General features: G+C 62.0%; 25 protein-coding genes. 12 read left to right on the forward strand and 13 right to left on the reverse strand.

Annotated elements, in window-relative coordinates:
• Positions 1–240 precede the first annotated feature (240 nt).
• The 4 genes from CCX87_RS17545 to CCX87_RS17560 all read left to right on the forward strand — a co-directional run bounded on the left by CCX87_RS17545 (position 241) and on the right by CCX87_RS17560 (position 5,093).
• Positions 241–2,448 (forward strand): malate synthase G, encoded by a 2,208-nt coding sequence (locus tag CCX87_RS17545; RefSeq protein ID WP_087747882.1) that lies wholly within the window; start codon positions 241–243, stop codon positions 2,446–2,448.
• Positions 2,449–2,640: 192 nt separating this feature from the next.
• The gene (locus CCX87_RS17550; protein WP_087747883.1) at positions 2,641–2,874 is read left to right on the forward strand and encodes a cysteine-rich CWC family protein; all 234 of its coding nucleotides are present in this window, start codon (positions 2,641–2,643) and stop codon (positions 2,872–2,874) included.
• A gap of 33 nt (positions 2,875–2,907) precedes the next feature.
• Positions 2,908–4,386: a DHA2 family efflux MFS transporter permease subunit gene (locus CCX87_RS17555; RefSeq protein WP_087747884.1), complete on the forward strand. Its 1,479-nt coding sequence runs from the start codon at positions 2,908–2,910 to the stop codon at positions 4,384–4,386.
• A 32-nt stretch (positions 4,387–4,418) separates the two neighbouring features.
• Complete coding sequence (locus CCX87_RS17560) at positions 4,419–5,093, forward strand: class II glutamine amidotransferase (protein ID WP_232476436.1); 675 nt, start codon at positions 4,419–4,421, stop codon at positions 5,091–5,093.
• A gap of 26 nt (positions 5,094–5,119) precedes the next feature.
• Here the strand turns inward: CCX87_RS17560 and tnpC (CCX87_RS17565) are convergent, their stop codons facing one another.
• The 3 genes from tnpC (CCX87_RS17565) to tnpA all read right to left on the reverse strand — a co-directional run bounded on the left by tnpC (CCX87_RS17565) (position 5,120) and on the right by tnpA (position 7,451).
• Positions 5,120–6,676 (reverse strand): IS66 family transposase, encoded by a 1,557-nt coding sequence (gene tnpC, locus CCX87_RS17565; protein ID WP_087747885.1) that lies wholly within the window; start codon positions 6,674–6,676, stop codon positions 5,120–5,122.
• Between the two features lie 65 nt (positions 6,677–6,741).
• Positions 6,742–7,074, reverse strand: a complete 333-nt coding sequence (tnpB, locus tag CCX87_RS17570; RefSeq protein ID WP_034383057.1) for an IS66 family insertion sequence element accessory protein TnpB — start codon at positions 7,072–7,074, stop codon at positions 6,742–6,744.
• Positions 7,071–7,451, reverse strand: a complete 381-nt coding sequence (gene tnpA / locus CCX87_RS17575) for an IS66-like element accessory protein TnpA (RefSeq protein ID WP_034383059.1) — start codon at positions 7,449–7,451, stop codon at positions 7,071–7,073. Before tnpA ends, tnpB (CCX87_RS17570) begins: the two co-directional genes overlap by 4 nt.
• A 128-nt stretch (positions 7,452–7,579) precedes the next feature.
• Between tnpA and dut the strand changes: the two genes are divergently transcribed.
• From dut to CCX87_RS17590, 3 genes are all read left to right on the forward strand, one after another.
• Positions 7,580–8,029, forward strand: a complete 450-nt coding sequence (gene dut, locus CCX87_RS17580; protein ID WP_087747886.1) for a dUTP diphosphatase — start codon at positions 7,580–7,582, stop codon at positions 8,027–8,029.
• A 53-nt stretch (positions 8,030–8,082) separates the two neighbouring features.
• Positions 8,083–8,334, forward strand: a complete 252-nt coding sequence (locus CCX87_RS17585) for a hypothetical protein (RefSeq protein WP_232476437.1) — start codon at positions 8,083–8,085, stop codon at positions 8,332–8,334.
• A 275-nt stretch (positions 8,335–8,609) separates the two neighbouring features.
• Positions 8,610–9,209 carry a glycine zipper 2TM domain-containing protein gene (locus CCX87_RS17590; protein ID WP_087747887.1) on the forward strand — a complete coding sequence of 200 codons (600 nt, stop codon included), beginning with the start codon at positions 8,610–8,612 and terminating at the stop codon, positions 9,207–9,209.
• A gap of 183 nt (positions 9,210–9,392) precedes the next feature.
• On the opposite strand, the gene CCX87_RS17595 is transcribed toward CCX87_RS17590, so the two are convergent.
• Complete coding sequence (locus tag CCX87_RS17595) at positions 9,393–9,914, reverse strand: FKBP-type peptidyl-prolyl cis-trans isomerase (RefSeq protein ID WP_087748456.1); 522 nt, start codon at positions 9,912–9,914, stop codon at positions 9,393–9,395.
• Between the two features lie 219 nt (positions 9,915–10,133).
• On the opposite strand from CCX87_RS17595, the gene CCX87_RS17600 reads away from it, so the two are divergent.
• Positions 10,134–10,868: a DUF2076 family protein gene (locus CCX87_RS17600; RefSeq protein WP_087748458.1), complete on the forward strand. Its 735-nt coding sequence runs from the start codon at positions 10,134–10,136 to the stop codon at positions 10,866–10,868.
• A 58-nt stretch (positions 10,869–10,926) separates the two neighbouring features.
• Here the strand turns inward: CCX87_RS17600 and CCX87_RS20960 are convergent, their stop codons facing one another.
• From CCX87_RS20960 to CCX87_RS17620, 5 genes are all read right to left on the reverse strand, one after another.
• Positions 10,927–11,139 (reverse strand): hypothetical protein, encoded by a 213-nt coding sequence (locus CCX87_RS20960; protein ID WP_157667143.1) that lies wholly within the window; start codon positions 11,137–11,139, stop codon positions 10,927–10,929.
• Between the two features lie 208 nt (positions 11,140–11,347).
• Complete coding sequence (locus CCX87_RS17605; RefSeq protein ID WP_034383065.1) at positions 11,348–12,898, reverse strand: FAD-binding oxidoreductase; 1,551 nt, start codon at positions 12,896–12,898, stop codon at positions 11,348–11,350.
• A 19-nt stretch (positions 12,899–12,917) separates the two neighbouring features.
• A complete protein-coding gene (locus CCX87_RS17610) occupies positions 12,918–13,436 on the reverse strand; it encodes a hypothetical protein (protein ID WP_034383067.1) in 519 nt (172 codons plus the stop codon).
• A 14-nt stretch (positions 13,437–13,450) separates the two neighbouring features.
• Positions 13,451–13,774 (reverse strand): c-type cytochrome, encoded by a 324-nt coding sequence (locus CCX87_RS17615; RefSeq protein WP_232476438.1) that lies wholly within the window; start codon positions 13,772–13,774, stop codon positions 13,451–13,453.
• Positions 13,775–13,816: 42 nt separating this feature from the next.
• A complete protein-coding gene (locus CCX87_RS17620) occupies positions 13,817–15,268 on the reverse strand; it encodes an aldehyde dehydrogenase (protein WP_034383069.1) in 1,452 nt (483 codons plus the stop codon).
• Between the two features lie 363 nt (positions 15,269–15,631).
• Here CCX87_RS17620 and CCX87_RS17625 point away from each other — a divergent pair, with 363 nt between their 5' ends.
• The 4 genes from CCX87_RS17625 to CCX87_RS17640 all read left to right on the forward strand — a co-directional run bounded on the left by CCX87_RS17625 (position 15,632) and on the right by CCX87_RS17640 (position 19,699).
• A complete protein-coding gene (locus tag CCX87_RS17625; RefSeq protein ID WP_034383071.1) occupies positions 15,632–16,582 on the forward strand; it encodes a helix-turn-helix domain-containing protein in 951 nt (316 codons plus the stop codon).
• A 73-nt stretch (positions 16,583–16,655) separates the two neighbouring features.
• Positions 16,656–17,780, forward strand: a complete 1,125-nt coding sequence (locus CCX87_RS17630) for a cupin domain-containing protein (RefSeq protein WP_034383072.1) — start codon at positions 16,656–16,658, stop codon at positions 17,778–17,780.
• A gap of 178 nt (positions 17,781–17,958) precedes the next feature.
• Positions 17,959–19,182, forward strand: a complete 1,224-nt coding sequence (gene coaBC, locus CCX87_RS17635; protein WP_034383074.1) for a bifunctional phosphopantothenoylcysteine decarboxylase/phosphopantothenate--cysteine ligase CoaBC — start codon at positions 17,959–17,961, stop codon at positions 19,180–19,182.
• 16 nt (positions 19,183–19,198) lie between these two features.
• A complete protein-coding gene (locus CCX87_RS17640) occupies positions 19,199–19,699 on the forward strand; it encodes a hypothetical protein (protein WP_034383076.1) in 501 nt (166 codons plus the stop codon).
• Between the two features lie 267 nt (positions 19,700–19,966).
• Here CCX87_RS17640 and tnpC (CCX87_RS17645) read toward each other — a convergent pair whose 3' ends face one another.
• The 4 genes from tnpC (CCX87_RS17645) to CCX87_RS17660 form a co-directional block, all read right to left on the reverse strand.
• Positions 19,967–21,520, reverse strand: coding sequence for an IS66 family transposase (gene tnpC, locus CCX87_RS17645; protein ID WP_442857486.1), 1,554 nt, complete (start codon positions 21,518–21,520; stop codon positions 19,967–19,969).
• A gap of 68 nt (positions 21,521–21,588) precedes the next feature.
• Positions 21,589–21,921, reverse strand: coding sequence for an IS66 family insertion sequence element accessory protein TnpB (gene tnpB, locus CCX87_RS17650; protein ID WP_034383057.1), 333 nt, complete (start codon positions 21,919–21,921; stop codon positions 21,589–21,591).
• Positions 21,918–22,286 (reverse strand): transposase, encoded by a 369-nt coding sequence (locus CCX87_RS17655; protein WP_232476439.1) that lies wholly within the window; start codon positions 22,284–22,286, stop codon positions 21,918–21,920. Before CCX87_RS17655 ends, tnpB (CCX87_RS17650) begins: the two co-directional genes overlap by 4 nt.
• A 343-nt stretch (positions 22,287–22,629) precedes the next feature.
• On the reverse strand, positions 22,630–23,538 hold the full coding sequence (locus CCX87_RS17660; RefSeq protein ID WP_087747890.1) for a helix-turn-helix domain-containing protein: 909 nt from the start codon (positions 23,536–23,538) through the stop codon (positions 22,630–22,632).
• Positions 23,539–23,562: the final 24 nt, after the last annotated feature.

The raw sequence follows: 23,562 nt of genomic DNA on the forward strand, positions 1-23,562 counted from the left end.
TGCAGGGCGACGGCGATTCGAAAATCTGCATCAAATCGGCACTTAGCCCTTACTCAGCATGCGCAAATAGCTATTATTTCAATAGCAATCATCGACGCCGCTTTTGCAAAAAAGTCATTGGTTTCGAGATATTCAAAGGCTTTATGCCGCCAGACAATTGCAATACAGTCTGCGCATGGTTCGCGCCAGCGGGCCCAGTGTCTGCATTTCCCTCCATTCTTTGACCTTAGGCATCGCACCATGACCGCACGCACCTCTGTCCACGGCCTGCAAGTGGCCACCTCCCTGTTCCGCTTCGTGGAAGACCAGGTCCTGCCCGGCACCGGCGTGCAGAGCAGCGCCTTCTGGAAGGGTTTTGACGCCATCGTGGCCGACCTGGCCCCGCGCAACATCGCCCTGCTGGCCGAGCGCGACCGCCTGCAAACCGAGCTGGACCGCTGGCACAAGGCCCACCCCGGCCCCATCACCGACATGGCGGCCTACCGCCATTTTCTGGAAACCATCGGCTACCTGGTGCCCCAGCCCGCCCATGTGCAGGCCACCACCACCAACGTGGACGACGAACTCGCCGTGCAGGCCGGCCCCCAGCTGGTGGTGCCCATCCTGAACGCCCGCTACGCGCTGAACGCCGCCAACGCCCGCTGGGGCAGCCTGTACGACGCGCTGTATGGCACCGACGCCATCCCCGAAACCGATGGCGCTGAAAAAGGCAAGGGCTACAACCCCGTGCGCGGCGCCAAGGTGATCGCGTTCGCCCGCAACGTGCTCGACCAGAGCACGCCGCTGGCAACGGGCTCGCACCAAGACGCCACCGGTTACCGCGTGGAAGCCGGCCAGCTGGAGGTGGCCCTGAAGAATGGCAGCACCACGGGCCTGAAGAACCCCGCCCAGTTCACCGGCTACCAGGGCAATGCCGCAGCACCCTCGTCGGTGCTGCTGCAGCACAACGGCCTGCACCTGGACATCCAGATCAACCGCGCCACGCCCATCGGCCAGACCGACGCCGCCGGCGTGAGCGACCTGGTGCTGGAAGCCGCCCTGTCCACCATCCTCGACCTGGAAGACTCGGTCGCCGCCGTGGACGCCGAAGACAAGGTGCTGGGCTACCGCAACTGGCTTGGCATCCTGCAGGCCACGCTGACCGAATCGTTCGACAAGGGCGGCAAGACCATGACGCGCGGCCTGAACCCCGACCGCGTGTACACAGCGCCCAGCGGCCAAGGCGAAGTGCGCCTGCACGGCCGCTCGCTGATGTTCCTGCGCAACGTGGGCCACCTGATGACCAACCCGGCCATCCTGTGGACGGACGCGCAGGGCACCGTGCGCGAGATTCCCGAAGGCATCATGGATGCGGTGGTGACCACCGCCATCGCGCTGCACGACCTGCAAGGCCATGGCAAGGACGGCATCCGCAACTCGCGCAAGGGCAGCGTCTACATCGTCAAGCCCAAAATGCACGGCCCCGCCGAGGTGGGCTTTGCCGCCGAGCTGTTTGGCCGCGTCGAAAAGCTGCTGGGCCTGGCCGATAACACGGTGAAGCTGGGCATCATGGACGAAGAGCGCCGCACCAGCGTCAACCTCAAGGCCTGCATTGCCGCCGCGTCGGCGCGCGTGGCCTTCATCAACACCGGCTTCCTCGACCGCACGGGCGACGAGATGCACACCGCCATGCACGCGGGCCCGATGATCCGCAAGGGCGACATGAAGGGCAGCGCCTGGATCCAGGCCTATGAAAAGAACAACGTGCTGGTGGGCCTGTCGTGCGGCCTGCGCGGCAAGGCGCAGATCGGCAAGGGCATGTGGGCCGCGCCCGACCTGATGGCCGCCATGCTGGAGCAGAAGATCGCCCATCCGAAGGCCGGCGCCAACACCGCCTGGGTGCCCAACCCGACCGGCGCCACGCTGCACGCGCTGCACTACCTGCAGGTCAACGTCGCCGAGGTCCAGCAGGCGCTGGAGAAGATCGACGCCAACGCCGAGCGCGACGCGCTGCTGACCGGCCTGCTCACGGTACCCGTCAGTGCAAACCCCAACTGGTCGGACGCCGAGAAGCAACAGGAGCTGGACAACAACGCCCAGGGCATCCTGGGCTATGTGGTGCGCTGGGTGGACCAGGGCGTGGGCTGCTCCAAGGTGCCCGACATCCACAACATCGGCCTGATGGAAGACCGCGCCACGCTGCGCATCAGCAGCCAGCACATGGCCAACTGGCTGCTGCATGGCGTGGTGACCGAGGCACAGGTGAAGGAAACCTTCCGCCGCATGGCGGCCGTGGTCGATCAGCAAAATGCCGGTGACCCGCTGTACAAGCCCATGGCAGGAAACTTCGACACCTCGTACGCCTACCGTGCCGCAGTCGAACTGGTCACCAAGGGCACCGAACAGCCCAGCGGCTACACCGAACCCCTGCTGCACGCCTGGCGCCTGAAGCTCAAGGCAGCCGCATAAGGGTGCGCAGGGCCTGCGGCGGCACTGGATCGTCATTGCTATAAAATATATAGCTTATAGCGCTTGCAGCACAAGCGCTACAAGGCTTTTTTTGCAATAATGAATGGGCACCTTTTGAGGTGCCCTTCTTTTGGGCCCGCCACCTTTACACTGGCAGTCATCCCACCGGGCGACTGCCCTGACTGCCCGCATATGTCTCTGCCGCCCCTCGATACCAGCGTCTGTCCTTTGTGCGGGCAAGGCAACCAGTGCGCCGTGGCTGCCGGGCAAGCGGTCGATGCCTGCTGGTGCATGTCGGCGCAAATTTCGGCCGCAGCGCTGGCTGCAGTGCCTGGTGCCCTGCGCGGGCGCGCCTGCATCTGCCCGACTTGCGGGGCCTCGGCGCCGCAGAAAACCGACCAGCAGCCACCCGGTGTGCCGATATGATCAGGCGTTGCATTGCGAGGAGCTACTGAACCCATGACACAGCCGTCCGGCTCGATCGCCGCGCTGCGCGAGCGCTATGGTGACCGCTACCGCTGGCTGCTCCTGCTTTCCGTGATGGTGGGGACCATGGCGTCCATCATGTCGTCCACCATTGTCAATGTGGCGATACCGGACATGAGCCACTACTTCACACTGGGCCAGGAACGCGCCCAGTGGGTGACCTCGGGCTTCATGGTGGCCACCACCGTGTCGATGCTGACCACACCGTGGCTTCTCTCTCGCTACGGTTACCGGGCCACTTACGTCAGCGCCATGGTGCTGCTGCTGGCGGGCGGTATCGGTGGTGGTGTCGCCGGGCATTTCAGTCTGGTTCTCGTCGCGCGTGTCGCCGAGGGACTGGCGGCCGGGGTGGTGCAGCCCATTCCCGCCGTGATCATTTTGTATGCCTTCAAACCCCATGAGCAGGGCCGCGCCAGCGGCATTTTTGGCATGGGCGTGGTGCTGGCTCCCGCCATCGGGCCCAGCGTGGGAGGACTGCTGGTGGACTGGCTTGGCTGGCGCTCCATTTTCTTCATGGTCGTGCCGCTGTGCCTTGCGTCCATCGCGTTGGCCTATAAGTTCGTGCCCACCACCGCTCCTGGTGGTGTGCAGGCAAATCGCCGCAGCGAGCCGCTGGACTGGCGCGGCCTGGCATTGGGCACATTGGGCACACTGTGCCTTCTCAATGGTCTGGTGGCGCTGCACAGCGGTCCATACGCCGAGGCCGCCCTGTTGCTGGGCGGCGCCCTGCTGTCACTGCTATTTTTCCTTTGGTGGCAACGCCGCGTTATGCGGCGCGGGCAAAAACCCCTTATGGACCTGCGGGTGTTTGAATACCGGCAGTTCGCCATGGGCAGCGTGGTGGCGTTCATCTATGGCACCGCGCTGTTCGGCTCCACTTATCTTCTGCCCGTCTTCATGCAACTGGGGTTGCAGCTTTCGCCGTCGCATGTGGGCACCATCATGCTGCCCTCCGGCATTGTGCTGGCGATCACCATTCCTCTGGTTGGCCGCCTTGGCGACCGGGTTGCCACCCACTGGCTGGTCAGTACGGGCCTGGCGTTGCTGGGCCTCTCCTTTGCGCTCATGATTCTGGTGGGCCTGCAGTCGGCCCTTTGGACGCTGGTGCTCTTTGCCGTGCTTGGCCGAATCGGGCTGGGCTTCATCCTGCCATCGCTCAATCTGAGCGCCCTGCGGCCGCTGGACAAGGCGCTTATCTCCCAGGGCTCCAGTGTCATTGGTTTCGTGCGCATGCTGGGGGGCGCGGCAGGCGTGAGTCTGTGTGGCATCGTGCTGGAATGGCGCCTGGGCGTCCATGGGAACTCGCTGGCGGCCACCACCACCAGCCCCGCACGCATCGCAGCGTTTGGCGAGACCTTTCTGATGCTGGCAGGGCTTTGCCTTCTTGCCCTGATTGCAGCATGGCAATTGCGCAGCGCACCAGCGCAGGCAGGCGCTGAACAGCGCCCCTGACCATCTATGTCACCACACCACAGGGTCTTTCCATGTGCCAGCTGCTTGGAATGAACAGCAACACCCCCACGGACATTACCTTCAGCTTTCGGGGGTTTGCCCAACGTGGCGGCAATACGGCGGACCACGCGGATGGTTGGGGCATCGCCTTCTTTGAAGACCGGGGCCTGCGCCACTTCGTGGATCATCAGCGCGCCGCAGACTCGCCCATTGCGGAGCTCATCCGACACTATCCCATCAAGAGCCTCAACGTCATCGCCCATATCCGCAAGGCCACCCAGGGCCCGGTCAGCCTGCAAAACTGCCACCCTTTCGTCCGGGAACTGTGGGGGCGCTACTGGGTTTTTGCGCACAACGGCGATCTGAAGGAATTTCGGCCCCGGTTGCATGCGCATTTTCATCCGGTGGGCAACACCGACAGCGAACATGCCTTTTGCTGGCTGCTGCAAGAACTTGCGAAATCGCATGCCGGAATGCCCCGCATCGAAGAGCTCACACGCACGTTACGCGAACTGACGCCGCGGATTGCAGCGCACGGCACGTTCAATTTTCTGCTGTCCAACGGAGAAGCACTGTGGGCCCACGCATCCACCCACCTCTATCACCTGGAACGGCACCATCCTTTTGCTGTGGCACAGCTCTCGGATGAAGATCTCAGCATCGATTTCGCCCCCCTCACCAGTAAGCGCACGGCAAACCCATGTTGACCGCAGATGGCTACCATGGCTGACGATCAGATGTCGGTGGGCTGCCAGCGGTGCGGCAAGAGCTCGTCGATACGGCTGGCCTTGTGCGTGGGCAGCCTGGTGAGCACGTCCTGTAGGTAGGCATAGGGGTCATGCCCGTTCATGCGTGCCGACTGCACCAGACTCATCACCGCCGCCGCACGCTGGCCCGCGCGCAGGCTGCCGGCGAACAGCCAGTTGTTGCGTCCAATGGCAATCGGCCGGATCTGGTTTTCGATCCAGTTGTTGTCCACGGGCAGTTGCCCGTCATCAACGAAGCGCGTCAGTGCAGTCCAGCGCCGCAGGCTGTAATCCAGGGCCCTGGCAGTCGCCGAGCTGTCTGGCAGCTTTTGCCGCTGCAATGTCATCCACTGGTGTAACGCATCCAGGATCGGCTTGGTGTGCTGCTGACGAATGGCTTTGCGTTGATCGGCGTTCAGCTCCTTGACCTCGCGCTCGATGTCGTAAACCTTGGCGAACTGCTCCAGCGCGAACCCGGCAAGCTGGCTTTTGTTCGCCGCATGCAAGTCAAAGAATTTGCGCCGGGCGTGCGCCAGGCAGCCCACCTCGGTCACACCGTTGGCGATCGTGGCTTTGTAACCAGCAAAGTCGTCGCAGACCAGTGCCCCCTTCCAATCGCCCAGGAAGTGGCGCGCATGCTCGCCCGCCCTGGATTCGCAGAAGTCGTACACCACTGCCTTGATGTCTTCGAAGGCGCCAGGTGCGTAGGCCCAGAGATATGCGCGGTGCGTTGTGCCCTTGCCAGGCTTGAGCATCTGCACCGGCGTCTCGTCGGCGTGCAGCACGCTGCGGCTGAGTATCTCCGCCTTGAGCGCATCGACCAGCGGTTGCAGTCGCACGCCACAGGTGCCCACCCACTGCGCCAGGGTGGAGCGAGGCAGGCCCAAGCCTGCGCGAGCAAAGATGGCTTCCTGACGGTACAGGGGCAGGTGGTCGGCGTACTTGGCCACCAGCACCTGGGCCAGCAGGCCCGCAGTCGGGATGCCCTTGTCGATCACATGCGCCTCGACCGGCACCTGGGTGATGGTCTCGCACTTGGCGCAGGCCCACTTGCCACGGATGTGGCGCTCCACCGTGAACACGCCGGGCACATAGTCCAGCTTTTCGGCCACGTCTTCACCGATGCGCTTCATCGCACAACCACAGGCGCAGGTAGTCAACTCAGGCTCGTGGCGGATCTCGCGCCGCGGCAGGTTGGCCGGCAGCGGCTGGCGTTTGGGCTGTTGCTTGGCTTCGGGCGCAGCCGCTGGTGGCTGGAGTTGCTCGATCTCGATGGCGACCGCTGCCAGGTCGGCCTCGATCTCGTCTTCGAGCAAGCTGCGCTGCTCGGCGTTGAAGCGTTCGGACTGGGCGGCGAACTTCATTCGCTTGAGCAGCGCGTTTTCATGGGTGAGCTTGGCGTTGAGCGCCTGGCTGTGCTTGAGTTCCGTTTGGTGGCGGGCGATTTGCGCGTCCTTGTCGCTCACGTGGCCCATGAGGCTGGCGACCATCTCGCGCAGTTGCTCTGCGCTGAGATCGTTCAGGGATTGTTGCTGCACCACCATGGCAGCCAGTGTGCCAAGGAAGATCCTGGGCTGTCATGCGCAGATCCACGGATTGCGCGCCGGCTTCAGACCATGGTGATGATGCCGGCGTCTCCCATGCGCTGCCAGGGCAGGCCCAAGACCAGGGCGTCAAGCTGGGAGCGCTCGAGCTGCCAATGGGCATCGACCGGCGCCGGCCAGGCGAACTTGCCCTGGTGCAGGCGGCGAGCGGCCAGCCAGATGCCGATGCCGTCGTGCACCAGCACCTTCATGCGGTTGGCGCGCTTGTTGGCGAATAGATAGGCATGGTGGGGGTGGGCGGCGCCGAAGACGCTGACGACCCGGGCCAAGGCCGTGTCGGTACCGGCGCGCATGTCCAGCGGGGCGGTGGCCAGCCAGGCGGCGTCGATGCGGATCATCGCAAGAGCTCGCGAAGGAGTGCCCCGCATTGCGAGAGCGGGCATTGCAGGCGCACCAGCAATTCGCCGCGCTGGATCTGCAGATCAACCTCGGGCAAGGATTGCTCGCCAGCAGGCTCAGCCTGCTTGGCAGGCAGCGCTGCTGGAATGAATGGGACAGTCGGCATCCTCAAAGGCACGAATGCGGGCGGTACCGCTGCTTGCCGCTCTCGCTGTTCACGGATCCAGCGGTGCACCATGTTCGAGTGCAGGCCGTGCGCCAGGGCCACGCCACCTACGCTGGCGCTAGGCTGGGCGCAGCGGGTCAGTACCTCTGCCTTGAATTGCTTGCTGTACTCACGCCGCCGTGGGCGGTCTTGATTCAAAGAATTTTCCATCGTCTCCACGATCCTCCATCGTGGGGACGATGCCCGCTTCAAGCGGTGCATTCAAGATGGGATCGCCAGCTGCATACGATGCAAGGCCCGGGTCCCGGGCCTCTCCCTTCCCAATAGACAAGATCGTTATGAACGTTGATGTAAAGATTCTCGATGCGCGTCTGCGCGACAACATGCCCGCCTACGCCACTCCCGGCAGCGCCGGACTGGATCTGCGCGCCTGCATCGAGGTGCCAGTAACGCTGGAGCCCGGCCAGTGGCAGCTGATTCCCACCGGCATGGCTATGCACCTCAAGGATCCCAACTACGCCGCCATGATCCTGCCGCGCTCGGGCATGGGCCACAAGCACGGCATCGTGCTGGGTAATCTGGTCGGACTGATCGACTCCGACTACCAGGGCCAGCTCATGGTCAGCGCCTGGAACCGTTCGCAAACCGCTTTCACGCTGCAGCCCATGGATCGTCTGGCCCAACTGGTCATCGTGCCCGTGGTCCAGGCTCAGTTCAATCTGGTGGATGATTTTGCCGACGCCAGCGAGCGTGGCGAAGGTGGCTACGGCTCCACCGGCAAGCAGTAAGTCTGCCAACAAGCCCGCAGGCGGCGCTGCTGGCGGCAGTCACGGGTGCGGGCTTGCTGCTGTGGCTGGTCTTTGGCGCAGACCTATTCCTGACAGTGGCCGTGGAGGTCGCGTTTGCGCTGCTGATGGCCAGAATGCTGTATGTGGTGGAGCGTGAAGGCTGGCTGCTGGCCGCCCTGCGCATGAGCTGGAAGCCCATGCTCGGTGTGCTGGTCGTCGCCGTGATGCTGGGCGCTTTGGCGGATTGGGGCTTTCCGCAGGCCGATACGCTGGTACAGGTGCTGCACGCTTTGCGCGGGCATTGATGACTGCGCTATTTTGATAGCGTGTGGCGCTTGTTAAGTCTCGAATTCAGAGTGTTTTTAATTGTAAATAAGCCTGAGAAAGAGCTGCCTGCTATGAATTCAGGATTCAATCACCGGCCTCGGTACTCAGGCGATTGTTAGCAAATGTGAATCCTGTCGTCCAAAGCGCGGCGCTACGCGTTGTTGTTGCAGGGCAGACCGAATCGGGTTTGCATAGCCACTCACCACAGATATTGGGGCGCATGTACCGTGCATGCGTCAGTCAGGAGATTTCCATGCAAGTCATTCAACGCTGGGGCCGCGTGGCCATGGTTGGCGCAATTGCCGCAGCTCTGTCGGCCTGCGCAGCGTATCCGCAGGGCAGCTATCAGCAAGGCGGTTATTCGCAAGGCGCTTACTCCGGCTCGGTCTTCCCCGCAACGACCCAGACCTACCCTGTGGGCAGCAGCCCGGTGCAAGGTTATCCTGCCAATAACTGTGGCTACAACAACCCCAACTGCTATTCTCAACAGCAGCAGCCCCAGCAATATGCCCAGCAGGGCCGTGTGATGAATATTGAAACCGTGCGCGTGCAGGAAGGCAGCGGCGTGGGTGCCGGTGGTGCCATCGCCGGCGGCGTGATCGGCGGCGTGCTGGGCAACCAGGTGGGCAAGGGCTCTGGCCGTACGCTGGCCACGATTGCCGGCGTGGTGGGCGGCGCGCTGGCCGGTAACGCCGTGCAAAACAGCGTGGGTGGCGGCAGCGTGCGCGATATCTACCGCGTCACGGTGCAACTGCAAGATGGCAGCACGCGCGCCATCGATTATCAATATGCTCCTCAGCTGAGCATTGGCGAGTATGTGCGCGTGGAAGGCAATCAGATCTTCCGTCGCTAAGCAGCCAAGCGCCGCAAAACAAAAGGGACTCGAATGAGTCCCTTTTTTCGTTCATCACGCTAACAGCGATGAATGCAGCTTGAAGCCGGCGCATCGCAAACTAGAAGCAGCGAGCAAGAGCCGTCCCGCAGCGACGCTGTCGTCCCCCTCAGCGAAGCAAGGGGTCAAGCTGCTCAGGGGTTGTCAATGCACTGTGTCATTGCCCGGGGCCATGGGCTCGATACGGAAGAAGCCCGTACCGGCCGTGCCGCGACCGATTTCTTCCTCCGTCGCTTCACGCACGGACTCGATCTTGAGATGCAGGCGAATGGCGATGCCGGCCAGCGGGTGGTTGCCGTCCAGCACCACATGCTCGGGATAGATTTCGGTGACGGTGTAGAGCAGGTCGGCAGGCACGGGGCTGGTGCCCTGGGGCATGGCGCTGCTCTCGAAGGTCATGCCTTCTTCGATCTCGGCAGGGAACAGCTCGCGCTTTTCCAGAAAGATCAGGCTCTCGTCATAGTCGCCAAAGGCTTCCTCGGGTTCCAGATGCAGGTCCAGCTTGGTGCCGACGCCGTGACCTTGGAGAGCCTCCTCGATGCGCTTGAAAAGGTCATCGCCTCCGACGAGAAAGTCCACCGGCTCGTCCAGCACATCCAGCTCTTCGCCCAGAGTGTCTTTTAAGATCCAGGTCAGAGCGACCACGCATTGTTGGGTAACTTCCATGGTGTGTATGCAGTTGGGTGCGCTGCAGGCCAGTCCCGCAGCAAAATTGAAACGCCGCCACGGCCGTGGCGCAATGGCAGACATTGTCACACGCGGGGCTTGGCATTTCATGAGAGGAGTTTTGTTACACACTGCAAAAAGCGCTTGCACGGCCTTCACATTTCGCAGCTTGCAGATGCGCATACTGGCCGCATCTGTGCAGTCATAAAGGAACGCATGATGACCCCTCAAGAACAACAACTGCTGCAAGACCTGTGCGCGCGACTGACGCTGACTCAGGGCCAGCCCAAGGATGCGCAGGCCGATGCCGAGCTGCGCCGGGGGCTGGGCGCAGCGCCTGATGCCGTCTACTGGTTGGCTCAACGCACCTTGATGCTGGAGCAAGCCTTGCAGCAGGCGCAGCAGCAGATCAGCGAGCTGCAGCAGCAAAATCAGAGCCAAGGCCGCTCCAGCTTTCTCTCGGGCGGGCTGGGCACGCAATTTGGCCGCGCGCCAGAGCGCCCTGCGGATGACGGCTATGCGGCCAGCCCGCAGCCGCAGTACCAAACCCAGCCCCAGTTTCAGCCGGAGGCCCAGCCTGCAAGCTGGCGCGACCGCTTCTTTGGCGGTGGGGCTCCGCGCGCAGCCGCAGCGCCCAGCTATGCCCAGCCCGCTGCTCCTGCTGGCGGCAGCTTTCTGGGCAATGCCGCTGCGGCAGCGGCCGGCGTGGCCGGCGGCATGTTCTTGTTCAACGGGCTGGAGAATCTGATGGGCAACCACCATGCCAGTTCCGGTAACCTGTCTGGCGGCGGCGAAAGCAAGCCGCTTGTGCATGACAGCAGCACCCAAAACCTGCATGGCGACAGCGGCAACACCTCCAGCCTGGCAAGCGACGCGGGGCTTGGCAGCATCGACAGTGCGGCCAGCGGCAGCTGGGATGATGGAGGCGGCTTTTTTGACGATGACTTTGCCTGATGCCAGAGCTTTGAGTGTTTCTAGGTTCCAGCCCTTATTCATCAAGCGTTAGCAGCTATCAAAGATAAAAGCCGCCCGGCAGCAATGCCAGGGCGGCTTTTTCATGGACGCTTGAACGGTTGTTTAGATCCGCAGAGACGGCTTGGCAAACCGCCGGTTTGCGTGCGAGACGAAGTGTGATGCCCCAGGCCTTGTAAAAGGTACGGTAAGGTGAAATTGTGGCAGATGAGGCCCTGCGCGAGGCTATGCCGGTGGCAGAGGGGGCATTCATGAAAGAGTGCCATCCAGATGCAAAAAGCCGCCCGGCGTTTGCCAATCAGGCGGCTTTTCAAATTTTCACAGGTCAGGGCGCGGCGTTCGATACGGCATGACCCCTCAGAGAGCCGCGAGCAAGGGCCGCCTCGCAGCGAGGCTGTCGTCCCCCTCCCATAGCGCGCAGCGCGTAAAGAGAGGGGGAAGGCGCAAAGCGCCTCAGGGGGTTAGATATCAATCCCGCACTTGCCCGGAGCCAAGATGCCGTTGGGGTCCAGAGCCCGCTTGATCTTGCGCTCGATATCGCGCTTGACCGGGCCGTAGCTCTTGGCCACACGTTCCTGGAAGGCCGTGTTCACACGGTACACGGCGTAGCCTTCCTTCTCGAACTCATCCAGCAGTTCGGCAAAGCAGGCGTTGGCACGCTTGGTTTCTTCTTCGCTGCTGCGGTCGTACAGCACGTCGATGACATGGTGCATTTCGCGCCAGCCGACGATGAACTCGCCCACATAGTCCAGGCCATGCTTGTTAAGAATCTTCTTGGCCAGCGACTTCTGCTTGTCGCACTCGCTGCCGCGCGCTTGCGACACGGGGGCGAACCACATTGAGCCACCACCCCCGCGCCAGTTGTACAGGCCAAATTCCTGGAGATTGGGCACGCCGGACATGAGTTGGGCGCGGTACTTGAAGGGCTGGGTGTCACCGGCCATTTCTTCGGTGATCAGGCGGCCCTTGCCCAGTTGCTTGAGCGCGGCCTTGACGATGTTGAAATTGACTTCGACCTGTTCCTTGGTGCCGTACAGCGCTGCGTAAACATTCCAGGCGCCCAGATGCTTGTCCTTCTGGATCTGCTTGAGGATGGCGTCGGGCGTGTGGCCGGGCTCGGTGGTGTAGTCCGAGCGACGGGTATTGCAGGTGGACGCTTCCCACAGCACGCCGGCAATCACCACCGAGTTGGGAATGACCTGAGCGATGCGCAGGGGACGGATGAATTCCACAATCTCGCTGATATCGCTGTCATTGTCGAACTGGATTTCCAGCGGCTTGAAGACCGGGGGCTTGGGCATCAGCCAGAAGCCCATCTTGGTGCAGATGCCGTAGTTGGACTGGGTGAACATGCCGTCCAGCGTCGGGCCGTAACCCCACTTGAACACCTGCCAGGCCTTGTCGCCCTTGACGCCGCCCATGCCGGTGCGCAGCACGTCGCCATTGGCCATCACCACTTCCATGCCGCACTGCATCATGAAGTGCTCGCCATAGGGGGTGTAGCCCACGCCGCGGTCCATGGTGTTGCCCAGGGGGCCAGCGATGGCCGAGGGTGCCGAGAACGACAGCATCAGCGGAATCTTGTTCTCTTCCAGATAGTCGTAGAGCATCTGGTAGGTCACGCCGGGCTCGACCAGGGCTGTGCACAGCTCGGGGTCGATGTGGATGATCTTGTTCATCTTGCGCAGATCCAGGATCACCTGGCCGCGCTGCACGGGGGCGGCGGAGCCGTAGCCGAAGTTGCGGCCGGTGGAGATGGTCCACACGGGCACCTTGTGCTCGTTACAGATCTTGACAACTGCCTGCACCTGCTCGACGGTGGTGGCCGTCACCACGGCCGACGGGGTGTGCTCCTCAGTGGGAACAGCCATCATCACTTTGGTGTAAGGACGAACCAGTTCGTCCTTGATCATCACGTTTTCTTCGCCCAGGGCTTTCTTGAACTTGGCGATAGCTGCGTCGAAGCTGCTTTCGCTCATGCCCTTGGGCAGGGCCATGTATTTGCTTGTCATGCTCTGCTTTCCTTGTTTCTTAAATCACGCAGCGGAAGGACACGCGGGCTTCGTTGCCAGCAGCTACCGTGGTGGTGTTGATGGCTTGGCCGGCAGTCAGCGACTGACCCAGGCGCTTGGCCCAGTCAGCGGAGGCTGTGGCGTCCACGCGGTGGTTGTCGACAGCCAGCACGCGCCCCCCGGCGGAGCGGACCAGATCCAGCACCAGCGTGGCCGAGGCGTCATCGAGTAGGCCCACCAGCAGGGTTTCCTGGCCGTCGGCCAACAGCTCGCCCAGCTGGTTGAAAGCTGCACTGTCCAGGCCTTGCAGGCCTGTATGGGCTGCGCCGCGAGCCGTGCTCTGCACACCGGCCACAAAGGCTGTATCCAGAGCCGAGCCATGCAAGTAGGAGGTCACGGCCAGCACGTCGGCAGAGCCAGCAACTGCGCTGGCGGTCTTGCCTGCGGTAGCGGTAGCAGCTTGTGCCCAGCCCATGCCGGAGACAGCTAGGCCTGCAGCAGCCAGACCTTTGAGGAGGGAGCGACGATCGGTTTGCATCACATCACTCCTGCTTATTTCTTGGCCGGAGCTGCAGTTTTGGGAGCTTCGGTCTTGGATAAGTACTCGGCCAGATCCTGCAGCGTGGCGTCGTCGATGTCGGTCACGCGGAAGGCGGGCATGGCGTTCATGCCGTTACGCGCGATGATCATGTAGGTCGCGGGGGGGAAGCCACGACCCTTGATGACGGGGCCCACACCGGCTTCGTGGCATTTGGCGCAGGTCTTCTCGTAGAAGCGCTGGCCGGGGCCGATGCTCTGTGCATCAGCGGCCGAAGCTGCAAAGGTGAGACCCGACAGCAGGGCTGCCATGGTCAGCTTGGTTGCATGTTTCAACATGGTTCTCCAGTGATATGGTTTTAGTTCCTGGCCTCTTCCGCATCAGAAGGGGTAGTGGCGGGGAGCGGTCTGCATCGTGATCCAGCGGGTATCGGTAAAGGCATCGATACCGGCCTGACCGCCGAAGTGGCCGTAGCCCGAGTTCTTCACGCCGCCAAATGGCATCTGGGCTTCGTCGTGCACGGTGGGGCCATTGACATGGCAGATACCGGCTTCGATACGCGCTGCCACGCGCCAGCCACGCGCGGTGTCGCGGGTGTAGACGGCGGACGACAGACCAAACTCGTTGTCGTTGGCCATCGTGATGGCCTGCTCTTCCCCCTTGACGCGAACGATGGCCTTCACAGGAGCAAACGTTTCTTCGCGGAAGATTCGCATTTCGGGGGTCACGCCGTCAATCAGCGTGGCAGCCATCAGCGTGTCAGCAGCCTTGCCGCCGCACAGAATCTTGGCGCCCTTGGCCATGGCGTCGTCGATCAGTTCGTTGACGCGATGCACGGTGTTCATGTCCACGACGGAGCCCAGCACCACGGGTCCCTTACGCGGGTCGCCCAGAGGCAGGGATTGGGCGCGGGCCACCAGCTTGCTGATGAATTCGTCGGCCACAGCTTCATCGACGATGATGCGTTCGGTGGACATGCAGATCTGGCCTGAGTTGGCGAACGCACCGAAGGTGCAGCCGGCCACGGCTGCGTCCACGTCGGCGTCGTCCAGCACCAGGAAAGGTGCCTTGCCGCCCAATTCCAGAATGGCGGGCTTGAGGTGCTTGGCACAGGTCTGGCCGATGATGCGGCCCACGCGGGTAGAGCCGGTGAAGTTCACGCGGCGCACTGCAGGGTGGGCCACCATGGCTTCGACTACGGCACCTGCGTCTTCAGGGGCGTTGGTCACAAAGTTCACAACGCCAGCGGGTAAGCCGCCTTCCTGCAGGGCTTCGATGATCAGGCCATGAGTTGCAGGGCAAAGTTCGGAGCCCTTGAGAATCACGGTATTGCCGCAGGCCAGGGGCGTGGCAATGGCGCGCACGGCCAAAATGATAGGGGCATTCCAGGGGGCAATGCCCAGCACCACGCCGGCAGGCTGTCGCACGGCCATGGCCATGCTGCCGGGGATGTCGGATGGAATCAACTGGCCGTTGATCTGGGTGGTCAGCGATGCGGCCTCCAGGAACATATTGGCGGCCAGGTGCACATTGAAGCCGGCCCAGATGCCTGAGGCACCGGTTTCGGCAGCCATGGCTGCGGGAAAGGCCTCGGCCTTGGCTTCCAGGGCCTGCGAGGCCTTCATCAGCATCAGCCGGCGTTCTGTGGGGCCCAGTGCGGCCCAGGCGGGGAAGGCGGCCTGAGCGGCTTCTACGGCACGCACGGCATCGGCGGTTGTGGCGGCCGGGGCACGCGTGGCGACCGAGCCGTCCAGAGGATTTTTGCGTTCGAAAGTGGCGCCATTGCTGGCCTGTGCGGTTTGGCCGCCGATGAGCATGCTTTGTTCGATCATGTTCGCTTCCTTCCCTACCAAGGGCGCGTGACTTTGTCACAGCTTGTTGATGCAAGTTCAAAAAGTGGGGGGGGGGGAGGCGACAGTTGCACAAGGCTTGCGTCACCGGGCTTGTCCCCAACTAGTTTTTTGTGTATTGCCTAAAAATGGCGTGGGAGTGATCGTAGAAAAAGCGTCCGCAAGATGCTGTGCGCAATGTGCACAAATCGCTTGACGAATCGTGCACGAGGCCTAGGGTTTGCCCTAGATTGAAAGCCATGCTGGGAATTTGCTGGTGGCTGAAGCACGAAAGCGCTTACTTACTGATAATTGGCAAACTTTGTCGACACAGGCAGAGACGCAAATAACGAGGAGTCAAGGCACATGACCGCGCCCGTGGTACTCAGTACTGATGGTCTTCCCGAAAAGGATACTGCGCCAGCCTGGCATGACTGGATAGCGCAGCTGTTCTCGGGTCTGAATACGGATCTGTATGGCGATACGCGCTTTGATGGGCATTTGAACGTGGCCTATGCCGGGGATGTCATGCTGACCAAGCTCGATGCCGGGCGTCATCGTGTGATTCGTGACTCGCACCGCCTGCGTGACAGTGAAGCGGCCTATCTCAAGATCATCGCCCCCTGGGTGGGCTACGCCGAGGTGGAGCAGCATGGCAGCAAGTCCCTTGTGAGTGATGGCCACTGGGCGATCTACGACACCTCGCGGCCCTATGTGGTGGCCAACCCCCAGCACACCGAGCACCTCATCATGATGGTGCCCAAGCAAAGCATCGTCGAGCGTGGTTTGAGACTGGAAAATCTCATGGGGCGCACGGTGGGAGGCAGTGCAGGCATTGCACGCATCGCGCTGCAGACCATGCGCAGCACCTATCAGGAGCTGGACAATATGACGGCTCCGCTGGCATGCCGCGCAGGCGAGTTGCTGGTGGATATGGTGCATCTGTCCTTGCTGGCGCTGAGTGGAGAGGCTACGGCCGTGACGCAAAAGCAGGCGCTGTATGACCGTATCTGCAGCTATGTGGCAAGTCATGTTCGTGACCACGGCTTGTCAGTAGATCAGGTGGCCGAGGCGCTCAACTGCAGCCGGCGCCACTTGCACAACGCTTTTGCGGGGCGAGAACAGTCTCTCGGTGGCTTCATCCAGCACAGCCGGTTGGAGCTTTGCATGCGAGAGCTGCAATCTCCGGCGCTCGCGCACCGCACCATTACCGAGATCGCCATGGGCTGCGGTTTTGGCAACAGCGCGCACTTCAGTCGAGCCTTCAAGGCCTACGCCGGCATGTCACCGTCTGAATTCAGGGCGCTTGGTCATTGATCTGCACAGCCCAAGGTGGACGGGGGCTATAGGACAATGCAGACCATCGCTTAGAAAGCAGGACTGCATTTTCATGGATATCAATACGCCGCTCACTTTGCTCGGTGGGCTCACCGCCTCCCAATTCATGCGCCGCCACTGGCATAAAAAGCCTTTGCTGGTGCGTCAGGCCATTCCCGGCTTCAAAGCGCCTATTTCCCGCGCCCGCCTGCTGGCCATGGCCGGTGAGGAGGGCGTGGAGTCACGCCTGATTCAGCAGCAGGGTGGCGACAGCTGGAAACTCAGTCACGGCCCCTTGTCCCGCCGCAGTCTGCCTGCGCTCACCAAACCGGGTTGGTCGGTTTTGGTGCAGGGTGTGGACATGCATGACGCCCAGGCGCATGCGTTACTGCAGCAGTTTCGCTTTGTGCCTGAGGCGCGTCTCGACGATCTGATGATCAGCTTTGCCACAGACCAGGGCGGTGTGGGTCCGCATTTCGACAGCTACGACGTATTCTTGCTACAGGCTCATGGCAAGCGTCGCTGGCGCATCGGCCGGCAAAAGGATCTGTCGCTGCAGCCGGACAAACCTTTGAAAATCCTCTCGAACTTCGAGCCAGAGGAAGAGTTTGTGCTCGAGCCCGGCGACATGCTGTATCTGCCGCCTAAGTGGGCACATGACGGTGTGGCTGAAGGTGAGTGCATGACTTACTCCATTGGTTTTCGCTCGCCCGACCGCAGCGAACTGGGACGTGAGTTGTTGCTGCGCATGTCGGATGAGCCGGGCGAGCCTGAGAATCCGGTCATTTACAAAGATCCCAAGCAGGAAGCCGTTAGCAACCCGGCGCTGATTCCTGAAGGTATGTATGACTTTGCCCGCGAAGCGCTGAAGAAAGCCATGGCCGAGCCGCTGGCGCTGGAGCGCGCGCTGGGCGAGTACCTGACCGACCCCAAGGCCAATGTCTGGTTTGAACATGGCGACGAAAACGGCATGTTTGAAAGCGTTGTGCTGGATCGCCGCACGCGCATGATGTACGACCCCAAGCATATCTTCATCAATGGCGAAAGCTATCTTGCCGGTGGCCGTGATGCAACGCTGATGCGCAAGCTTGCCGATACCCGGGCCCTGTCGCGCAAAGATCTGGCAAGTGCCAGCGATGATGCGCTGGAGCTGCTGTCGTCCTGGTTTGATGCGGGCTGGGTGCGCTCTGGCAATTGATACTGGGTGGACTTGTAACCGGCACCATGCTAAGTTACGGCTTTCCCCTTTAAGGGAACTTGCTGGTCTGGCAAGCTTTGTATTGATTCTGTAAAGATTTATCAAAGCTTTGTCAGGGAATTGACAGCAAGCAATTTATGGGTCACAGTGTGATCCATGGCAGGCGAAGGCTTGCCCGATAAACGTGTTCGCAGGCAAACATCTGGTGCTGGGTCTCTCCGGGGGCGTGGCTTGTTATAAATCGGCCATGTTGTGCCGCTTGTTGGTTCAAGCCGGTGCCACTGTGCAAGTGGTCATGACGGAGGCGGCCGAGCAGTTCATGACGGCGGTCACCATGCAGGCGCTTTCTGGGCGCGCAGTCTACACCTCCCAGTGGGATCGGCGCGAACCCAACAACATGCCTCACATCAATCTGAGCCGTGAGGCCGACGCTATCCTGATCGCCCCCTGCAGCGCCGACTTCATTGCCCGCCTGGTCCAGGGCCGTGCCGACGAGCTTCTCAGCCTGTTGTGCCTGGCCCGTCCCATGGAGAGCGTGCCCCTGCTGCTGGCCCCGGCGATGAACCGCGAGATGTGGGCTCACCCTGCCACCCAACGTAATCTGGCCCAGGTACAGACCGATGGGGCCATCGTGCTGGGCGTGGGCAACGGCAGCCAGGCCTGTGGCGAGACCGGAGACGGTCGCATGCTGGAGCCCGAGGAAATCATGGCAGAGCTGGCCGCCCACTTCACGGCCAAGCGCCTGCGGGGCCAGCATTTGCTGGTGACGGCCGGCCCGACGTTTGAGGCGATCGACCCGGTACGCGGCATCACCAATCTCTCCAGCGGCAAGATGGGATTTGCGATTGCCCGTGCTGCTAAGGAAGCTGGTGCGCAGGTGACGCTGGTGGCGGGCCCCGTGCATCTGGCCACGCCGCGTGGCGTGACGCGCATCAATGTGCAGTCGGCGCGGCAGATGCAGGAAGCCGTGCAGTCGCAGGTGGGTAATGCCACTATTTTCATAGCTACTGCCGCAGTGGCCGACTGGCGTCCGGCCGAATTTTCTGATCAGAAGATCAAGAAGGACGGATCGGGTGATGTGCCGGCCATGAGCTTTGTCGAGAATCCCGACATCCTGGCTGGCGTGGCCCAGTCCGCCCAGGCCAAGTCCGGCAAGCTGTATTGCGTGGGCTTTGCGGCTGAAAGCCATGATCTGCTCAAGCATGCCAGCGCCAAGCGCCTGCGCAAGGCGGTGCCTCTGCTGGTGGGCAATATCGGCCCCGCCACCTTTGGCAAGGATGACAATGCCCTGCTGCTGATCGATGATCAGGGCACCAAGGAGCTGCCCCATGCCAGCAAGGATGTGCTGGCGCGCCAGCTGGTTGATGAAATTGCGCAGCGCCTGGCTGTGAATCGTCCGTGACTCTAGGAAGCTGAACATGATTCCCTCCAGCTATGAAGGTCCGCGCAATGGAGATTATGTGGCCTATGTCGATGAGCTGCTGCGCGCTAGCCCCGAGTTTCGTCGGACCCAGAAAAGCATTGCTGGAGCGATTCAAACAGCCGTGATTACGCCGGGCGTGCAGAGCAGCTCCCCCATCGCCCAGCTGCGCGAGGCGCTGCAAAAAGCGCGAGATATGGTCGAGCAGGCGCAGCGCAATCAAGCCGGCCGCCCTGCGCCGCATACAGCTTCCTCGGGGCAGCAGGGCAAGGCCCTCACCAAGGACGAAGCCAGACAGCGCTTCAAGGCCATGGAGCACGCGATGGAAGGCCGCAAGGCACAGACTGCCAGCAAGCCCTGGGTGTCGCCCTTCTCGCTGGCGCTGATCGTGGGCGGCGTGATCATTTCCCCGTTTGTGCCGGGCTTTGGCACCGTGCTCTCCATCATGGGTCTGATGACTGCCATCGGCAGCGTGCTTAAACGGCTCAAAGGCAAGTAAGACCTGCTCACGCGATCCTTGATACATGGCCGCTTCACCTTGACGCACCTTTTGTCGTGCCTTCCGCTTCGCGCCTCGCTTCAATCGCCAATCTGCAATTCACGGCTCGTGTGAGCCGCTCTAAGCCAGTTGCCTCAGCCAAGCTGCCCGTAGCGGGCACAATGGCGCCCTTTATGAAGCCGGCAGTTGTCATGCTGCCGTCGAGATAGATGCAAGGTAAGGGCGCGGCAATCCCACGTTGACCGTCGCCGGGCTTGCGGCTATTGATCAGGCGCTTGGATCTTGCCAGCGATGCGGCAGCAATTCCCCCACCCGGCTGGCCCTGTGCGTGGGCAGCCGCGTCAGTACATCCTTGAGGTAGGCATAGGGATCGTGCCCATTCATACGGGCCGACTGCACCAGGCTCATCACCGCCGCCGCACGCTGGCCCGCGCGCAGGCTACCGGCGAACAGCCAATTGGCTCTGCCAATGGCTATTGGCCGGATCTGGTTTTCGATCCAGTTGTTGTCCACGGGCAATTGCCCGTCATCCACGAAGCGTGTCAGTGCCACCCAGCGCCTGAGGCTGTACTCCAGGGCCCTGGCAGTTGCCGAACTGTCCGGGAGTTTTTGCCGCTGCAATGTCATCCACTGGTGCAGCGCATCCAGGATGGGCTTGGAGTGCTGTTGCCGGATGGCCTGGCGTTGATCGGCGTTCAGGTCTTTTACCTCGCGCTCGATGTCGTAGACCTTGGCGAACTGCTCCAGCGCGAACCCGGCGATCTGGCTTTTGTGCGCCGCGTGCAGGTCAAAGAATTTGCGCCGGGCGTGCGCCAGGCAGCCGGCTTCGGTGATGCCTTGCGCAAACCCTGCTTTGTAGCCGCCGAAGTCGTCGCACACCAGGCTGCCGCGCCAGTCGCCCAGGAAGCGGCGAGCATGCTCGCCCGCCCTGGATTCGCAGAAGTCGTACACCACTGCCTTGATGTCTTCGAAGGCGCCAGGTGCGTAGGCCCAGAGATATGCGCGGTGCGTTGTGCCCTTGCCAGGCTTGAGCATCTGCACCGGCGTCTCGTCGGCGTGCAGCACGCTGCGGCTGAGTATCTCCGCCTTGAGCGCATCGACCAGCGGTTGCAGTCGCACGCCACAGGTGCCCACCCACTGCGCCAGGGTGGAGCGAGGCAGGCCCAAGCCTGCGCGAGCAAAGATGGCTTCCTGACGGTACAGGGGCAGGTGGTCGGCGTACTTGGCCACCAGCACCTGGGCCAGCAGGCCCGCAGTCGGGATGCCCTTGTCGATCACATGCGCCTCGACCGGCACCTGGGTGATGGTCTCGCACTTGGCGCAGGCCCACTTGCCACGGATGTGGCGCTCCACCGTGAACACGCCGGGCACATAGTCCAGCTTTTCGGCCACGTCTTCACCGATGCGCTTCATCGCACAACCACAGGCGCAGGTAGTCAACTCAGGCTCGTGGCGGATCTCGCGCCGCGGCAGGTTGGCCGGCAGCGGCTGGCGTTTGGGCTGTTGCTTGGCTTCGGGCGCAGCCGCTGGTGGCTGGAGTTGCTCGATCTCGATGGCGACCGCTGCCAGGTCGGCCTCGATCTCGTCTTCGAGCAAGCTGCGCTGCTCGGCGTTGAAGCGTTCGGACTGGGCGGCGAACTTCATTCGCTTGAGCAGCGCGTTTTCATGGGTGAGCTTGGCGTTGAGCGCCTGGCTGTGCTTGAGTTCCGTTTGGTGGCGGGCGATTTGCGCGTCCTTGTCGCTCACGTGGCCCATGAGGCTGGCGACCATCTCGCGCAGTTGCTCTGCGCTGAGATCGTTCAGGGATTGTTGCTGCACCACCATGGCAGCCAGTGTGCCAAGGAAGATCCTGGGCTGTCATGCGCAGATCCACGGATTGCGCGCCGGCTTCAGACCATGGTGATGATGCCGGCGTCTCCCATGCGCTGCCAGGGCAGGCCCAAGACCAGGGCGTCAAGCTGGGAGCGCTCGAGCTGCCAATGGGCATCGACCGGCGCCGGCCAGGCGAACTTGCCCTGGTGCAGGCGGCGAGCGGCCAGCCAGATGCCGATGCCGTCGTGCACCAGCACCTTCATGCGGTTGGCGCGCTTGTTGGCGAATAGATAGGCATGGTGGGGGTGGGCGGCGCCGAAGACGCTGACGACCCGGGCCAAGGCCGTGTCGGTACCGGCGCGCATGTCCAGCGGGGCGGTGGCCAGCCAGGCGGCGTCGATGCGGATCATCGCAAGAGCTCGCGAAGGAGTGCCCCGCATTGCGAGAGCGGGCATTGCAGGCGCACCAGCAATTCGCCGCGCTGGATCTGCAGATCAACCTCGGGCAAGGATTGCTCGCCAGCAGGCTCAGCCTGCTTGGCAGGCAGCGCTGCTGGAATGAATGGGACAGTCGGCATCCTCAAAGGCACGAATGCGGGCGGTGCCAATGCTTGCCGCTCTCGCTGCTCGCGGATCCAGCGGTGCACCATGTTCGAGTGCAGTCCCTGCGCCAGGGCCACGCCGCCGACGCTGGCACCGGGCTGGGCGCAGCGGGTCAGTACCTCTGCCTTGAATTGCTTGCTGTACTCACGCCGCCGTGGGCGGTCTTGGTTCAAAGATTGCTCCATCGTCTCCACGAGACTCCATCGGGGGGACGATGCCCGCTTCAAGCGCTGCCTTCAAGATGGGATCACCGTGCGCTTACTGCCCCCCACCGGGGGCTAGTGGATCACTTCATGGTGGAAATCAACGCCTTCGAGTGCTGAAGCGTTTACGCGCTTACTCCTCGACTACTACGAAGTGGAATCGGCGATGCCGGCGTGCTCTTTGGGAACCGAACCCACGGCCGCCGCGTTTGTGCTGCTCAATCTGGCGCGCGGCGTGCTCAAAGAGCTTGACGGCATCGCTAGCTAGATGCGCGAGTACGGCGGCAGGGTGCGCAGTCAACCGATACGACCTTCAAAGCTTGCGGCCGCTGGCATGGTTCGCACGATACTGGCTTGGCGTTAATCCAATGCGCTTCTTGAAGAATCGGCAGAAATATGCGACATCGTTGAAGCCAACTTCGACAGAGATCTGGGATACAGGAGTCTGCATGTGTGTGAGGCGATGGCATGCCTCTCTGAGGCGACGCTCCTGCACCAGTTGCATCGGGCTCTTTCCTGTTCCCTTACGGACGATTCTGATCAGCTTCTCTACTTGGCAGTTGAGATGCTTGGCGTACTCTGATAGGGAAAAATCCGCAGAGAAGTAGCGATCGACGAGAGTCAGAAACTGCGCAATTTCCGAGTTGCCCCTCACTGAGTATCCATCCCCAAGAGGCACCATGTTTTGCCGTGCGAGCAGCAGGCAGATGGCCTTCGCCACACGGTCCATCACCAAGTCGCTGCGCTCATGTCTCGTCTGATATTCGCGGTTTAGCAGAGCGAACATCGCATTGATGTCTGCCGTGCCATCGGGCTGCTGCGCCAGCATGAACACCGATGGTGCTGAGCACAGGCGCTTGAACACTTCGCTGGCCACCTTGCTCTCCGAGCAATGGAAGAACTCCAGCCGGGCCGTCAATACGTAGCCGTCGGCATTTGTCGCAGCTTTAGAGGAATGCACTGTGAGTGCCGGGACTATCACGGCAGCTGGTCCTGACAGTGTCCGCCGGTGACCATTGACTTGGACTTCGAGCTGCCCACTCGCGAGCCAAGTTATCTGGTGCAGGTTCTGATGGATGTGGATGCTGATTTCCCCGTTCAACGCACGAGTGCGAGTTTCGATAGGCTCGACGTGCATGAGGACAGGGCTGCTCTGCAAGGGTTCGCCGTACAAGCCATAGCGGGGAACACTCTGTACCGCCAAGCCATTTTGCATGTTCATGCTCTGTCTCCCAAATGCGGCCAA

The sequence above is a fragment of the Acidovorax sp. T1 genome, assembly GCF_002176815.1.
GTDB lineage: Bacteria > Pseudomonadota > Gammaproteobacteria > Burkholderiales > Burkholderiaceae_C > Acidovorax.

Bases quoted from the DNA above. Each gene is read 5' to 3' on its own strand.
- CCX87_RS17605 (WP_034383065.1), bottom strand. From the start codon at position 12,898: ATGACAAGCAAATACATGGCCCTGCCCAAGGGCATGAGCGAAAGCAGC.
- CCX87_RS17630 (WP_034383072.1), top strand. From the start codon at position 16,656: ATGGATATCAATACGCCGCTCACTTTGCTCGGTGGGCTCACCGCCTCC.
- CCX87_RS17600 (WP_087748458.1), top strand. From the start codon at position 10,134: ATGACCCCTCAAGAACAACAACTGCTGCAAGACCTGTGCGCGCGACTG.
- CCX87_RS17555 (WP_087747884.1), top strand. From the start codon at position 2,908: ATGACACAGCCGTCCGGCTCGATCGCCGCGCTGCGCGAGCGCTATGGT.
- tnpC (WP_087747885.1), bottom strand. From the start codon at position 6,676: ATGGTGGTGCAGCAACAATCCCTGAACGATCTCAGCGCAGAGCAACTG.
- dut (WP_087747886.1), top strand. From the start codon at position 7,580: ATGAACGTTGATGTAAAGATTCTCGATGCGCGTCTGCGCGACAACATG.
- CCX87_RS17590 (WP_087747887.1), top strand. From the start codon at position 8,610: ATGCAAGTCATTCAACGCTGGGGCCGCGTGGCCATGGTTGGCGCAATT.
- tnpA (WP_034383059.1), bottom strand. From the start codon at position 7,451: ATGGAAAATTCTTTGAATCAAGACCGCCCACGGCGGCGTGAGTACAGC.
- CCX87_RS17595 (WP_087748456.1), bottom strand. From the start codon at position 9,914: ATGGAAGTTACCCAACAATGCGTGGTCGCTCTGACCTGGATCTTAAAA.
- CCX87_RS17640 (WP_034383076.1), top strand. From the start codon at position 19,199: ATGATTCCCTCCAGCTATGAAGGTCCGCGCAATGGAGATTATGTGGCC.
- CCX87_RS17545 (WP_087747882.1), top strand. From the start codon at position 241: ATGACCGCACGCACCTCTGTCCACGGCCTGCAAGTGGCCACCTCCCTG.
- CCX87_RS17615 (WP_232476438.1), bottom strand. From the start codon at position 13,774: ATGTTGAAACATGCAACCAAGCTGACCATGGCAGCCCTGCTGTCGGGT.
- CCX87_RS17610 (WP_034383067.1), bottom strand. From the start codon at position 13,436: ATGCAAACCGATCGTCGCTCCCTCCTCAAAGGTCTGGCTGCTGCAGGC.
- CCX87_RS20960 (WP_157667143.1), bottom strand. From the start codon at position 11,139: ATGAATGCCCCCTCTGCCACCGGCATAGCCTCGCGCAGGGCCTCATCT.
- CCX87_RS17660 (WP_087747890.1), bottom strand. From the start codon at position 23,538: ATGAACATGCAAAATGGCTTGGCGGTACAGAGTGTTCCCCGCTATGGC.
- CCX87_RS17560 (WP_232476436.1), top strand. From the start codon at position 4,419: ATGTGCCAGCTGCTTGGAATGAACAGCAACACCCCCACGGACATTACC.
- CCX87_RS17620 (WP_034383069.1), bottom strand. From the start codon at position 15,268: ATGATCGAACAAAGCATGCTCATCGGCGGCCAAACCGCACAGGCCAGC.
- tnpB (WP_034383057.1), bottom strand. From the start codon at position 21,921: ATGATCCGCATCGACGCCGCCTGGCTGGCCACCGCCCCGCTGGACATG.
- CCX87_RS17625 (WP_034383071.1), top strand. From the start codon at position 15,632: ATGACCGCGCCCGTGGTACTCAGTACTGATGGTCTTCCCGAAAAGGAT.
- tnpB (WP_034383057.1), bottom strand. From the start codon at position 7,074: ATGATCCGCATCGACGCCGCCTGGCTGGCCACCGCCCCGCTGGACATG.
- CCX87_RS17550 (WP_087747883.1), top strand. From the start codon at position 2,641: ATGTCTCTGCCGCCCCTCGATACCAGCGTCTGTCCTTTGTGCGGGCAA.